At 45.0% G+C, this 15,807-nt stretch carries 7 protein-coding genes; 5 read left to right on the forward strand and 2 right to left on the reverse strand.

What is annotated here, in order from left to right; genetic code table 11:
- Window positions 1-44: 44 nt before the first annotated feature.
- A complete protein-coding gene (locus HC246_RS13105) occupies window positions 45-1,658 on the reverse strand; it encodes a SpoIID/LytB domain-containing protein (RefSeq protein WP_169363772.1) in 1,614 nt (537 codons plus the stop codon).
- 829 nt (window positions 1,659-2,487) lie between these two features.
- Between HC246_RS13105 and HC246_RS13110 the strand changes: the two genes are divergently transcribed.
- The 3 genes from HC246_RS13110 to HC246_RS25515 all read left to right on the forward strand — a co-directional run bounded on the left by HC246_RS13110 (window position 2,488) and on the right by HC246_RS25515 (window position 14,498).
- Entirely contained in the window at window positions 2,488-3,387 is a 900-nt protein-coding gene (locus HC246_RS13110; RefSeq protein ID WP_169363773.1) for a branched-chain amino acid ABC transporter permease, read from the forward strand.
- Between the two features lie 775 nt (window positions 3,388-4,162).
- Complete coding sequence (locus tag HC246_RS13115) at window positions 4,163-4,390, forward strand: hypothetical protein (protein ID WP_169363774.1); 228 nt, start codon at window positions 4,163-4,165, stop codon at window positions 4,388-4,390.
- Between the two features lie 103 nt (window positions 4,391-4,493).
- The gene (locus HC246_RS25515; RefSeq protein WP_211167703.1) at window positions 4,494-14,498 is read left to right on the forward strand and encodes an esterase-like activity of phytase family protein; all 10,005 of its coding nucleotides are present in this window, start codon (window positions 4,494-4,496) and stop codon (window positions 14,496-14,498) included.
- A gap of 84 nt (window positions 14,499-14,582) precedes the next feature.
- Here the strand turns inward: HC246_RS25515 and HC246_RS13155 are convergent, their stop codons facing one another.
- Window positions 14,583-15,293, reverse strand: a complete 711-nt coding sequence (locus tag HC246_RS13155; RefSeq protein ID WP_169363775.1) for a DUF1995 family protein — start codon at window positions 15,291-15,293, stop codon at window positions 14,583-14,585.
- 181 nt (window positions 15,294-15,474) lie between these two features.
- Here HC246_RS13155 and HC246_RS26930 point away from each other — a divergent pair, with 181 nt between their 5' ends.
- Window positions 15,475-15,576, forward strand: coding sequence for a hypothetical protein (locus tag HC246_RS26930; protein ID WP_404822272.1), 102 nt, complete (start codon window positions 15,475-15,477; stop codon window positions 15,574-15,576).
- A 14-nt stretch (window positions 15,577-15,590) separates the two neighbouring features.
- Window positions 15,591-15,794 carry a hypothetical protein gene (locus HC246_RS26935; RefSeq protein WP_404822273.1) on the forward strand — a complete coding sequence of 68 codons (204 nt, stop codon included), beginning with the start codon at window positions 15,591-15,593 and terminating at the stop codon, window positions 15,792-15,794.
- Window positions 15,795-15,807 lie beyond the last annotated feature (13 nt).

Raw genomic sequence — 15,807 nt, forward strand, 5'->3', positions numbered from 1 at the left:
GAAATTATGATGAGTAGCACGAAGTGCTACTCATCATAATCATTTTATTGATAATGCTCAGGACGCAATTTTTGTAATTGGGTATTGGTGTAATAGAAGTTGAGAATGCGATCGTAAGTAAATCCCATCCGTGCCAGATTATAGGAACCTGTTTGGCTCATGCCTACACCATGTCCCAAGCCACCGCCAATGAAGGTGTATCCAGTTAAAACTTTCTCTTTGCCTTGTTCTTTATAGATTGGCTCTAGGCTAAAGAAAGTGCTATCGGGTGGATCGAAGGCATCAATGATTTCATCTTTTTTGACATAGATTTTGCCTGTATCCGTGGTGACTTCCATTTCTAGGACACGACCTGAAGGCGATCGCTTAGTTACTTGCAGTTGTTTAATTGCATTGAAGTTGGTAGAGGTATCACCTGAGAATCGCAAAAACTTTTTCAAGGATATTTGTAATTCATCCAGTGAGCCACTTTTGCGCCAACGGAGCGTCCGCCACCCAACTTCATTAAATCCTTCTTGTCGATCTAGAAATGCTTTTAAATTCTTATTGTCAGAGATATCTGCTGATCGCTGATTTTCAGGACGATTAGCAAGATCCAATACTGATTGGAGATAGGGGCGGGGTGTGCCATCCCACAGATCATTATAGTTGGCGGTAATTCCTCCCGTTGTTGAGGAATAGAGAGCATCAATCACCCGATTGTTATAGGTCAAAACTAAGCCTCTGGTATCGGCTACAGCGCGATCGGCAACTTCAGTGGTATTTTCTAAACCGCGATAAACTTGGCATTGAGTGTTGGCGCAAAGCTCATAGTCATCTGCCTTAAATCTTTGTAAACTGGCTAGAGCATAGGTTCTTGCCAAAATCGCTTGGGCTTGCACCGCAGGATAGGGAGCGTTATAGCCAATTTCATGGGGAACGACTCCGCGCACATAGGTTTCTAAAGGAACGTTATTAACAAGGGTAAAACTTTGATGGGCATTGGGTTGGAGCTTGAGTGTGCCAGCATAGGGACGATTACTAATTTCCGCTTTACTCTCGCGCTGATAGGTAACTTCCACAATTCCCGAACTGCTGCTCACATCAAGACGATCGCGATTATATTTGAAGTCGCCCACTGTCCATGAAGCGATCTCTTTTTGTGGCAGGATGCGGCGATCCAGTTGGACGGTGACATTGCCTTGCGATCGCAGGGTATAAAACATTAAATAGCGCAATAGCATTGAATCATAGACATCTCGCTTTGCCCAGACTTGCCAGCGTCTAGGTTGAGCAATTTCCGTTTGCACTCCCTTCTCATTCCAATGAAAGGCACTGGCAGCAGCATTCTCAAAACTGCGATGATTACTGAGAACCAACTTTTCTTCGAGGATTGGTTGGGTTAAGGGCTGTGAAGCAATTTCGATTACAAAGCGATCGCTAGTTAAGGTTTGGGTACTTTTGCCATCGGCTGACGGAAAGGTGAGGGTGAGTTTCCCGCCTGATGGCGCTTGAATTGTGAGCCGATCCTGTGGTCTTTCCCCAAAACGTTGTACGATCCCAATCTTTAAAATGGGATTAGTTTCAGTTTGAGCTTGTACCAGTTCACCAGCAGTCAGCGTCAACGAACAAACAGTCACAATTACAGTTTGACGAATAATACCGAGAGTTTTTAGCATGTCAAGCTCAAAATATCAGAAACTTAGCTATTCTACACCCACTCTAGTTATCATTGCTTCTGCGATCACCGAGGGCAAATTTTCTAACAAATAACAGACTGAGTAAATGAAATTTGTGAATTTTCCCTACGATAAAACAAGGGTTTTAAGGCAGTTTTGCATGAGTCCTAATTTTATAGCTGTCGGTGCTTGTGTCAGAACAAAATCAAAACCCAAGAAGAGAATGGCGGCGCGAAGCGCCGCCATTCTCTTCTTGGGTTTTATATCCTAATACTCTTGGCAGCTATAACTGTAAAAACTATAACCAACCGTCATTGCGAATCCCCGTATCCCATTTAGTATGACAGTCAGAGCAAGTATAAATAAACGTATCAGTTGATTGCTTCTTAGGCTTCCTTAATAATGCCTTACATTTTGGGCAACGTAGATACTTATACAACCAGAAATAAATGCAAAATAGAATTACTCCAACCAAAAAAACTGAAATACTCAAGCTAGATGGCATAAAGGATGCTGTTCCTCCTTTAAAATGAATCGCACCTATTATGCCAACAAGAATCATTGCAAAGCCGATAATTCCTAGTACTTGCATTCGCCATATGATCCCCCTTAGCGATTTCATTTCTTGCATTTGTGACTCCTAATTGTAAATTTGATTGGTAGAAGTTGCCTTTCAATGTCATCCAATAATATTTGATTTTGTTGTGATGATTATGCTACGCATACTACGGCATATCATCAAATTCTTTAATTGCTAGAGGCGATCGCTTTTAAATATGGAGGAAATTAGCTAGAGTGAATAGCAATCAAGCTCTATCACAATTTCTTAATGCTGGAAGTCCTGCAATCAACCATTGATGGTATCGCTGTCGGCAGCATTATTGCCCTTGCCGCAGTTGGTTTAACGCTCACCTATGGCATCTTGCGCCTTGCCAACTTCGCCCATGGCGACATTCTCACCCTCGGTGCATATCTTGCCTTTCTCGCCAATACCACCCTCAAACTTGATATTTGGCTATCGATCGCTTTGGGTAGTGGTATCTCTATCGCCATAGTCTTACTTTGCGAAAAAATCCTCTGGCAGCCATTACGGGCTAAACGCGCTACTGCAACCACGATGATGATCGTTTCCATTGGTTTAGCACTGGTGATTCGTAATGCGATCGTTCTTGCTTGGGGCGCAAAACCACAGAAATATAATTTGCCAACTTTCCCAGCGATTGACGTATTTGGCTTAGCAATCACCCGCAATAAAATCGTGGTCATCGTGGCAGCGATCGCTGTAATTGCAGGACTTTACTATCTACTCCAAAACACCAAAATCGGTAAAGCGATGCGAGCAGTTGCCGATAACCCTGAACTTGCCAAGGTTGCAGGTATTAATGTCAATGCCGTGATTTTATGGACATGGGTAATTGCGGGAGGCATGACTGCTTTTGGTGGCAGTATGTATGGACTAATTACCAACTTGCGCCCAAATATGGGTTGGTTCTTGATTTTGCCCATGTTTGCGGCAGTAATTTTGGGCGGTATTGGTAATCCCTATGGTGCGATTGCAGGGGCATTGATCGTCGGTATTTCCCAAGAGGTGGCGACGACCTGTCCAGCAGCGTTAGGTGAATTACAAAAATACTGTATTGGCACTGACTACAAGCTAGGTGTAGGTCTAGTGATTATGATTTTAGTGTTACTTTTCAAGCCGCAAGGATTATTTAAAGGTACGATTTAAAGATAACTGATCTTTTTCTGTGTGTCCCTATTAAAACTTCAAAAAAATGTGACGCACGCTGCACGTGCGTCACATTTTTTATATTGAATTTCGCTACTTAATAAAACGCGAATTCGAGATAATTTAAAACAAGTTTCGAGAGAGGTTTTGCATAGCAAAACCTCTCTCGAAACTTATAAGGGACTTGCTATTAATTAAAACCTGTGGCTTCGACTTCGCTCAGCCAATGTTAGCTGAGCGAAGTCGAAGCTAGATAACTTTGGTGGGACATTTTCTATCCGCAAGAGCCTAAACGTGTAAATTTTTTAAACTTAATCTAACTATAACTATATTCGCCTGTATCAAGACAAATTAAAATCCAAATAGTGTAAGGTGGGGCTTCGTGCCACCTTACACTATTTGGGTTTTATGTCCTAACAAGAATCGCGACGGCTATATTTATAGCATTCTTAAATCATTGGTAGATTTTTGGGTTTGTGGAAGCTTAACCATTCGGGGTGCGCTTCCACAAACTATTTAGGATTGCTATAGATGTAATTAAACTTGGTTTATAACTTTTTGATTTGTACCACTCAAATATTTATCCTTTCCTTAACCAAAACTGTATTCTTCTCTTAACCTAACCTTGTCAAGGTTTCATGTAATCTACTTAAGGCAACGTTTTTATCAATTTTAAAAACATATTCCATGCCTAAATGATTTGCGGAGGAGCGCAATCTTTAGTTGTGTCCCAACATAGAGCGATTTTGGATCAAATGAAGCCCAAGAAAATTCTTTGAAAGCATTAAAAATCAATACTTTTAAAAAATTCTTGATTCAGATTCGAGAGCAAAGTGCTGTAAATCTAGAAAACCCAAAATACTCTAGGAATATAGGAGTTGTTGGGATTATTAGTAAATATCTAAACGCTAAATATTTACTAAATATTAATTTTATTTTCGATGAAGTATCTTTATCTACTTTGCAATTGCGATTAGAGATGCTTTGCGCCGCAAACAATTAACAGAATGCTTCTATTTGTGTACTTGGTGCGCTGAAGTTCTTGTGTTAGCGGCTTGATTTTCTATGGGTAAACGTCAAAACAAGCTAGTGAGAAATAGTTAACAATGGCAGCTTCAATTCTTGGTTCTGGTGATGTAGCATTTCTAAGTCTTATTGCCGATAATCCTGACACCTTCTCTTTTGTATTACTTAAAGATATTGAGGCAGGAACTATTATCAACGTTACAGATAATGGTTGGTTATCGTCAGGTAGTTTTAGAACTGGCGAAGGTGTTTTGCAATATGTTGCACCCACTGCTCAGACTGTCGGAACTGTAATCACCTATGTCGATGGTGTGGCAAATACTGGGTGGACGAACATCAGTGGCGGGACAAACTTTGCCTTATCAACTTCAGGTGACTCGTTAATTGCTTTTCAGGGAGATTTGACTGGCTCTGGCAGCGCCACAACTAGTACTTCACCCAATATTTTAGCGGCAGTAACCATCAACCGTTCTACGTTCGATGCGAATGCAACTAATTCAAATACTACCGCCCTTCCTAATGGTTTGACACTAGGACTAAATGCTGTTGCGGTTGGTCAGGCTACGGCTGAATTTGATAACTCACGTTACACAGGAGCAACTACCTTTGCCTCAGCAGAGGAGGCAAGAATAGCGATTAATAATCCTAGTAACTGGACTGGAAGCGATACGGTGACGACTAATTTCAGTGGTTCTTTTAGTATTGGTGCTTCCTCAAATCCTACAGTTAACCTATCTGTAAGTACGAATACAGGCTCAGAAGCTGGCACAACCGTAATTACCCTGACAGGGATCGCATCTAGTGCTGTGACTGGCGATCAAAGCGTTACCGTTGCGGTGAATGGACTGGGGATTACTACAGGAGACTATACGCTTAGCAATAATGTCATCACGATCGCGAATGGGGCGACGACAGGCTCGGTCACTTTTACCGTTGTCGATGATGCTTTAGTGGAAGGTACAGAAACCGCTACATTAAGCATTAGCAATCCATCGTCAGGAATTGCGTTAGGTAGTACTACTTCTTTAAATATCGCGATCGCTGATAACGATGTTGTGGTCAGCCCTAATGTGCGGATTCACGATATTCAAGGTGCGGGACATATTTCCACCTATGCAGGACAAGCAGTAACAGGTGTTGCAGGTATCGTCACAGCGATCGCCTCGAATGGTTTCTACCTGCAAGATCCTAACCCTGATACTAATGATGCTACTTCAGAAGGGATTTTTGTATTTACATCTTCTGCGCCCACGGTACAAGTAGGAGATTCCTTATTAGTTAACGGAACAGTAACCGAGTTTCGTGCTGGAGGCTCAGCGAATAACCTCACCGTTACGGAAATTGTTAGTCCTGTAATTACAAAACTCTCCAGTGGCAATGCTTTACCTGCCGCAACGATTCTCGGCAATGGTGGACGAGCGATTCCCAATCAGATTATTAGTAATGATGCAGCTAGCGGCAATGTGGAGAATGCTAGTACTGTATTTGATCCCGCACAAGATGGTATCGACTTCTACGAAAGCCTAGAAGGAATGCTGGTGCAAGTAAACAATCCTGTTGCAACTTCACCCACGGCAAAATTCGGAACATCGGAAGAAATTTGGGTGTTAGCTGACAATGGAACCAATGCTACCAGTCTCACCAGCAAAGGCGGCAGCCTGATTACATCCAGTGATTTCAATCCTGAAAGAATCCAGATCGACGATCTGAACAATTCGCTTGTATTGCCCGATGTAAATGTTGGCACTCAGCTTAGCTCCGTTACTGGCGTGGTTAACTATGATTTCAACAACTACGAAGTTTTGGTTTCAACAGCACCAACAGTAGTAAAACCCTCGACTTTACAAAAAGAGGTTACGAACCTAACCAGCAGTGCTACGCAATTGACCGTGGCAACCTTCAATGTAGAAAACCTCGATCCTAGCGATACGACATTTAATGCGATCGCGAGTGCCATTGTCAGCAACATGAAGTCGCCCGACATCATTAATCTTGAAGAAATTCAGGACAATAATGGTGCAACTAACGATGGGACGGTTGATGCGAATGTCACCTTGCAAACGCTGATTAATGCGATCGCCTCTGCAGGTGGACCTACTTACGAATATCGCCAAATTAATCCAGTCAACAATCAAGATGGTGGCGAACCTGGTGGCAACATCCGCGTAGCTTTTCTGTTTAACCCCAATCGCGTTAGTTTTGTTGAAGGATCGTTGCAACGCTTGACCGATACCAATCTGGCTGATGGTGATGCCTTCGCTAGCAGCCGTAAACCGCTCGTGGGTAAATTTGTCTTTAACCAACAGGAAGTGACCGTCATTGGCAACCACTTCAACTCTAAAGGCGGCGATCAACCTCTATTTGGACCTAATCAACCACCGACATTAAATAGTGAAGTACAACGCAACCAACAAGCTGCGATCGTCAAAGATTACGTGCAAGGTTTGCTCGCAACCAATCCCAAGGCAAATATTGTTGTGGCAGGTGACTTAAATGATTTCGAGTTCTCTAATCCCCTCAGTACTTTAGAAAGTGGTGGATTGAATACTCTCATCGAAACTCTGCCAGTCAACGAGCGCTATACCTATAACTTTCAAGGCAATGCCCAAGCGCTAGATCAGATTTTGGTGAGCAACAATCTCAGTAGCAAACTCGATGGGTTTGATGTCGTACATATTAATTCTGAGTTTGCCGATCAAGTTAGCGACCACGATCCCAGTGTGGCAAGGTTCAATCTCCCATCTCCCAATCAAGCTTCCTATACATTGCAACTGCTTCATTACTATGGTGAGAGTGGCTTACTTGGTGTGGAAACTGCGCCAATCATGGGTGCGCTGATCGACAAGTTTGATGACCAATACAGCAATACTTTAGTCATTGGTGAAGGGGATAGTTATATTCCCGGTCCTTGGTTGGTTGGTGGTTCCGACCCTTCCTTAAATGCTGTATCTGGAATTGGCAGTACAGCACTCGGTCGTCCTGACATTGCGATCATGAACGCTTTTGGAACCGATGTTTCAGCACTAGGCAATCATGAGTTCGATCTTGGTTCGCCAGTGTTGCAAAGTGCGATCGCACCCTCAGGGGCTTGGACTGGTGCACAGTTCCCTCTGATTACATCCAATTTAAACTTCAGTGCTGACGGCTCGTTGCGTGGTCTAGCCGATGCCTCGCTCGGTGGTACGGCAACGAACGCATTCGCTGGCAAAGAAGCCTCCACAATCAAGGGTAAGATTGCGCCCTATACCGTAGTAACTCAAGGCGGAGAGAAGATTGGTATCGTTGGCGCTACAACTTACGATCTGTTGAGTAAGACCTCGCCGAATGGCACTGTACCAAAGGACGATGGCATTCCATCAACTGACGATTTACAGGAGGTCGCGGCATATATTCAGGCTTCAGTGGATGCGCTCAAAGCACTAGGTATTAACAAGATCGTGATGGTCGATCAGCTCGACACGATCGATCGCAACAAAGCGCTTGCGCCTTTAGTTTCTGGCATTGATGTGATGATTGCTGGTGGTGGACATGAGCGCTTGGGCGATGCAAATGATACGGCTGTTGGCTTTAACGGTCATTCCGCCAACTTCGTCGATACCTACCCCATTGTCACTGCTGGATCTGACGGCAAGCCAACTTTAATCGTCACCACTGACACCGAATATTCCTATCTCGGTCGCCTCGTAGTGGATTTCAATGCGAATGGTGAGATTATCCTTCCCAATCTTAATCCAATAATTAATGGAGCCTATGCGTCAACTGAGGCTAACCTTCAGGCTGCCTATGGCACGACACAGACAGCAGCTCAGATCGTTGCCAGTAGTGTGATCGGCTCTAATGTCAATGCCATCACACAGGCAATTAACAATGTAATTATCTCCAAGGACAGCAACATCTTTGGCTACACCAATGTCTATTTGGAAGGCGATCGCGCCTTTGGTCGAGCGCAGGAAGTCAACCTTGGCGACATTACTGCCGATGCCAATCTATTTAAGGCAAAAGCAGCTCTTGGCAATAATGCCATCCTCTTTTCATTAAAGAATGGTGGTGGTTTACGTGCTTCGATAGGTGCGATCGGTGAAGATGGCGGGAAGGAACCACCAGCCGCTTCCAGCGTGAAACCTGCGGGTGCAATCTCCCAACTCGATGTGGAAAATGCACTCCGCTTTGACAATAAACTGATGGTGTTCGATACGACCGCGCAGGGACTGCTAAACATTCTGAACTATGCGGCTGGACTTGCCCCTGGAAATGGCGGCTATGCCCAGCTTGGCGGCATTCGATTTTCCTACGATCCCACCAAACCCGCAGGCTCTAAAGTACAGGATGTGGCGATCTATGACCTTAACGGTAGTCTGGTTGCCAAGGTCGTGGACAATGGGGTGATATTACCAACCGCACCCGCAACCATCAGTGCTGTCGTGCTTAACTTCACGGCAAATGGTGGCGATGGTTATCCAATTAAGGCAAATGCCGATAACTTCCGCTATTTACTAAGTGATGGCACTCTATCCGCACCGATTAGCAAGACTCTAGACTTCACTGCTGCTGCAAATGTGCCTACCAATACTCTTGGGGAACAGAAAGCCTTTGAGGATTTCCTCCGCACATTCCACGGCACACCGCAAACTGCCTACTCCGTCGCCGATACCTCTGCTTCACTCGATCAGCGCATTCAAAATTTGAGTGTGAGACAAGACGAGGTATTCACCAATGTAGCGAACTACAATTTCTCAAACCTCCCAACCCTTGGGACAACTACGAATGGGCAACAGATCTCGTTAGGTGGCTTCTCTGGCTTGTATTTCCAAGGACTCGCCGACAATGGCAATCTCAAGTTTGTCACTAACACCGATCGCGGACCGAATGGCGATCCAACGGGAGCAAAAAGACCATTCTATCTGCCTAACTTCCAACCCGAAATCGTCAGCTTTGAGCTGAACCGCACTACAGGCGATATCACGATTACCAATCGCACGGGTTTATTCCGTCCCGATGGTACAACTCCCTTAACGGGATTGCCTAACCTCCAAGCAGGAGCTAATGGAACTGCTTACACCGATGAAATCGCTGTGGATCTCAATGGTAATGTTCTGCCCAACGATCCTTTGGGTGCGGATTTAGAGGGAATTGCGGTTGCGGCAAATGGTGACTATTGGATGGTGGATGAATACCGTCCCGCCATTTATCACTTTGATGTGAATGGAAAACTGCTCGATCGCTTTATTCCTCAAGGCACGGCAACTGCCCCCAATCCCGATGCACCTGCTGGCAGCTTTGGTACAGAAGCATTACCCGCAGTCTATGCCCAACGCCGCAATAACCGAGGTTTTGAAGCTATTGCCCTAGAGGGTAATAAACTCTATGCCTTCATTCAGAGTGCGATCGATAATCCTGATAATGCTGGCGATACGACTTCCAGAAACTCGCGCAATCTCCGCATTTTGGAATTCGATATTGCTTCTAAAGCTGTTACTGGCGAATATATCTATCTTTTAGACAGTATTTCTGCAAGTGGTAATGCCAAAACCGACAAACTCGGTGATGCTGTTTCCCTTGGTAATGGCAAATTCGCTGTGGTCGAACGCGATGATCTTGCCACTTCTGCATCTAACAAATTGATTTATCAAATTGATTTGAGTGCGGCAACCAATATCTACAATGCCAACTTTACCTTCCCCACTGGTAAAACTGCGATCGAGCAACTCACTTCTGCCGAACTCGCCAGCGCAGGTATTAATGTAGTCTCCAAGAGCCTAATTGCCAATGCTGCTCAGTATGGCTACACAGGTGTCGAAAAGCTCGAAGGTCTGGCGTTGATTGCTCCTAACCAACTTGCTCTCATTAATGACAACGACTTTAACGTTGCAGGAACGGCAACCCCTGAAAAACTGGGAATTCTGGAGGTCAGCAAAACCTTACCTGTTTCAGCGATCGACTTCAGTGGCGCTAACTACACAGTTACCGAAGGCAATGGTTCTACAACGGCAACCGTTCGCATCACTAGAACAGGGGATGTATCGGGAACAAGTACTGTAGAACTGCAATTGAATGACGGTACGGCAACGGGCAGCGTGATTCCGCCAACTTTTGCTCAAACCCAAGGTGCTAGCAGCTCTGCAACTCCCTATTTAGTTCCCACGGCAGCAGGTGTTAGCTTCACCTCAATCCTGACGGTAGGCGATAGCATCGGTGGCTATAAGATGGTTGGTATTCCCGATGGTCTGGGTTCCTTTGACAATGGTGATGGAACTTTCACGCTTCTAATGAACCATGAGCTGGGAAATACGAGTGGTATTGTTCGGGCAAATGGCTCTAAGGGTGCTTTTGTATCCAAATGGATTATCAATAAGTCCGACCTATCCGTTGTGAGTGGTAGCGACCTCACCCAGAATATGAATATCTGGAATGGCTCTGGATATACCACATACAATGCTGCCAATCCGTCTCCCTTAGCCGCATTTAGTCGTTTTTGTTCAGCCGATCTCGCTCCAGTTTCTGCCTTCTACAATAGTGCTACAGGTTTAGGAACTACTGAACGAATCTATTTGAATGGTGAGGAAAGTGGGGTTGAAGGTCGTGCTGTTGGACATATTGCTACTGGTTTAAATGCAGGGACATCTTATGAGTTACCATCACTTGGAAAGTTTAGTCATGAAAATGCAGTGGCTAGTCCCACTGCAAGCGACAAAACAGTCATTGGAGGAATGGATGATGGCACGAACGGTCAGGTTTACTTCTATGTCGGTACTAAGACCAATACGGGTACTGAAATTGAAAAAGCTGGTCTAACTAACGGTAAGCTATTTGGCATTAAAGTCGATGGTCTAGTAGATGAAGCCAACACTACCACTTTGGCGGCTGGAAACCGCTTCAGTCTCGTAGATTTGGGTTCTGTGCAAAATACTACTGGGGCTACCTTAGATGCTGCGAGTGAAGCCGCAGGAGTCACTAGTTTCTTGCGACCTGAAGATGGCGCATGGGATCCTTCTAGCCCAAGAGATTTTTACTTCACTACTACCAACAGTTTTACAGGTCCCAGCCGTCTTTGGAGATTGCGCTTTGACGATCCGACTAATCCTGAGGCAGGTGGAACCGTGGAAATGGTGCTTGATGGTACGGAAGGTCAGAGAATGTTTGACAACTTCACCATCGATCGCTACGGGCATATTCTGCTCCAAGAGGATATCGGCAACCAAGCTGCTATTGGCAAAATCTGGCAGTACGATATCGCCACGGATAAACTTACACAAATTGCTCAGCACGATCCCAGTCGATTCGTTTCTGGCTCAGCGAATTTCTTAACCCAAGACGAAGAATCTTCTGGCATTATCGATGCTCAAGATATTCTTGGTGCAGGTTGGTTCTTGCTCGATGTTCAGGCTCACTACAGTATCCCAGGAGAACTCGTGGAAGGTGGTCAGCTTCTTGCTTTCTTCAATCCCGATACCTACAAGGCTTCTTTGTTGGACTACAACAACAAGCCCATTACCGTAACCTTTGCTGCTGGTGAAACCTTTAAGGATGTGCAGATTCCAATTGTGGGAGATACCAATCCTGAAGGTAATGAAACCATCAACTTGAGTCTCAAAAATCCTAGTTCAGGAACATTAATCGGAATCAATCAACCCAAGGCGGTTTTGACGATTGTCAATGATGATGTCAATAGCGCCCCAGTTCTGACAGGCACTCCTACAATCCTTACGGCTGGAAAAGAGGACACAATTTACAAGATCGCCGCCGCAGACTTGCTCGCTGGATTTACTGACGCAAACAACGATGTTCTCTCCGTATCTGGGCTAACTGCTACCAATGGCACTTTAATCGACAATCGCGATCGCACCTACAGTTTCACACCCAATGCCAACTTCAATGGCACGGTTAATTTGAGCTACAACGTCATTGATGGCAAAGGAGGCTCAGTCGCCGCAACCCAAACCCTTGCGATCGCGGCGGTAAATGATGCTCCAGTCCTCACGGCTGGATCGCTTACCCGCAAGATCAGTGGCAATATCAGTCAACCAATTACTGGTATTAGCATTAGCGATATCGATGCGGGTGAAACACTTAATGCCCCAGTTCAAGTTACCTTGTCAGCAGGTAAGGGTGTACTCACTTTAGGTACTACTACGGGACTAACGGGTGCGACCAGTGGCAGCAACATTACCTTTAGTGGCACGATCGCCAATATCAATGCTGCCTTAGCAACTCTCTCCTACAAGGGCAATCCTAATGTCTTTGGACTTGGAGCAGATACGTTTAACCTCACTGTTAATGACCTCGGCAATACTGGAAGCGGTGGTTCCTTAACTGACAGCAAAGCGATCGCGCTCAACATCTACAACACCCAGATCGGTACAAGTGGCGACAATACCTTTGCGGCAACACCTTATCCCGATGAATTCCTACTCGGTGCGGGTAATGATCGCGTCATTGCCGATATCTTCAATCTCCAACAAAACGATATTTTTGATGGTGGTACTGGTAGCGATCGGCTGGTAGTTTTCGGTGGCAATGCCTCGGATAACCTCTCACTAAATATCACTGACAATGGAGCCAATTTACTCACAGGGCTTGCAGGACTCAGTGGAACTACCATTAACAATTTCGAGCGCTTTGACTTCTCTAACTTCCTTGGCAGTCTCAATGCTACAGGTAGCAGTCAAGCCGATGAAATCTTTGGGGGATTTGGTAACGATCTTCTCGATGGTGGAGCGGGTATTGACAATCTCAAAGGTGGCTTGGGTGACGACCGTTATGTTGTGGATAACGCAGGCGACCTTGTCACTGAGCTAGCAGACGAAGGTATTGATACCGTTCAATCCAGCATCAATTGGACTTTGGGTAACAATCTCGAAAACTTGACCCTGACAGGTAGCGCTATTTCAGGAACTGGCAACGGGCTGGACAACATCATCATTGGTAATAATGCCAACAATATTCTCAGTGGTGGTGCTGGTAACGATACTCTCGATGGTGGTTTAGGTGCTGACAGCCTGACAGGTGGTACAGGTGACGACACCTACATTGTTGACAACATCAATGACACCATTACAGATTCCTCTGGTATCGATACTGTCCGTTCTAGCATTAGCTGGACATTGGGTAACAACCTTGAGAATCTCACCCTCATTGGTAATGGTGATATCAACGGCACTGGTAACAGCCTCAAAAATGCGATCGTGGGCAATACTGGTAACAACATCCTTGATGGGGGCAGTAATGCTGACTCGCTTGTGGGTGGTGCTGGCAATGATACGTATATCGTCGATAACACGAATGATGTAGTTACTGAGTTGGCGAATGAAGGAATCGACACAGTTCTTTCAAGAGTCACTCGCACCTTGGAAGCCAATGTGGAAAACCTGATGCTGACAGGTAATAGCTCAATCAATGGTACGGGTAATGACCTGAACAACATCATTATCGGTAACAGCGGCAATAATATCCTCGATGGTGGTATTGGAGCAGATTCCCTCAGTGGAGGTCTGGGTAATGACACTTACATTGTCGATAACTTGGGTGATTCAATTACGGAAGCATTAAACCAAGGTACTGACTTGGTAAAATCAAGCGTTTCATGGACTCTCGGCGAAAACCTTGAGAACTTGACTCTAACGGGTAGCGCAAACATCGATGGTACTGGCAATAGCGGCAATAACGTTATTACAGGCAATGATGGCAACAATACTCTCAGTGGTGGATTTGGTAATGATTCTCTAACTGGTGGGTTGGGCGCAGATATCCTCGTTGGTGGCTTTGGCAATGACACATTGTTCCTCGGTCTCAATGATGGCGCTACCGATAGGGTCGTCTATAACCTTGGTGACGATAGCGATGTGGTTAATCAATTCACTCGCGGCATTGGCGGCGATCTGCTCCAATTCAATGGTATTGCTGCCATTGATGTGCGTACTGTCAATGGAAACACTCAGTTCCGCTTAGGCGATGGTATTGCTGGCAACAATAACTTTGGCAGTGGTTCTCTATTACTAACTTTGAATGGAGTCAACGGATTTACGTCTAGCAATATTAACGACAATATTCTCGCAGGTTCAACTCCTACGATCTTCCAATTCAGCTAGTCTTGCATAAAAGAGGAGGCACATAGCGCCTCCTCTTAGTTTAAGGATGGGCAGCGCGAAGCGCTGCCCATCCTTTTTTAGTATTTATCTGCCTAAAGCACTAAATAACTCTTGTAAACGTCCTAAAAAAGAACCCGTCTTCTGTCCAGTTTTCTGACGGAAGAGGCGGTCAATATCGTCACTAGAAGGACGCTGTTCTACTTCTGAAAGAAATTGCATTCCCTCTTCAGTATTCACCCACACCTGCCATGTTTGCGGATAGCAACGCCATAATGCGCCAAGCTCTAGAGGTTTGATGTAGTAGGCAGTCTCGAAAGTACTTAAAAAGCGATCGCGTAGTCGTCTTGCGGAAAGTCCCAAACCCACCTCACTATTTTCAAGACGAGGATTGAGCATCACAAAGGGGCGATCGCCTGCTAGTTGCACCAATTTCTCAACCTGATCGACTTCAACGGAGCTTGGCTCCACCAACAAAAAGGCTTTGTCTTCTTCGCGAACAGCTCTACGACCTTCATTGACTCCACGCACTGACACATCGAGATCTGCCCATTCCCGTTTTGCTAATGCGGCTGCCCCTGCATCGGAAAAAATTGCTTGCCATGCGTTGTCATAGCGCTCATTAAAACTACGGGCAAATTCATAGGCGATCGGCATAGATTTGAGTTCAGGAAAGCGCAAATCTACGAGGATACGGGTAGCACCGTCAGCGATCGCTTGATATGTAGCAGCGATCGCTTGTTCAGTCGTATCTTCTAAATTGTTGGGAAGTGTGATCGGGTCAGTTAAGTGAGTCATATAAATTATTTTTAGATAAGTAGGTAGGCAGAATTAAATATAAGATGAGATACCTACAAACAATACAATGCCAGCGCCAATAAGAATAATACTCACAGCAGAGCAAGAAGTTACCTTAAGCGAGATGAGTGAAGCAGAAAATTTACCACAGAGGACTCGCGACCGAGCGCATATAGTGAGAATGAATGCCCAAGGATGGAACGCACCAAAGATAGCAGAAATATTCAAGTGCCATGAGCATAGAGTGAGTACAACGTTGAGAGTTGGCAAGCAGGAGGTATAGCAGGGTTATCTGGAATCAAGGGAAGAGGAGCAAAAGCAAAATGGCAAGACATCGACATGGCATACTTAATTTATTGTTTAGAGAACGACCCAAGTACGTACAACAGTAAGCAATTAGCGCATAAACTCAAGGAAGAGCGAGGGATTGATTTGAGTAGTGACCGATTAAGGCGAATCCTAAAAAAATTATCAGTGGAAATGAACAAGAGCAAATCATAGAGGAAAACAAGAT

It is taken from the genome of Pseudanabaena yagii GIHE-NHR1, from assembly GCF_012863495.1.
Classification (GTDB): domain Bacteria; phylum Cyanobacteriota; class Cyanobacteriia; order Pseudanabaenales; family Pseudanabaenaceae; genus Pseudanabaena; species Pseudanabaena yagii.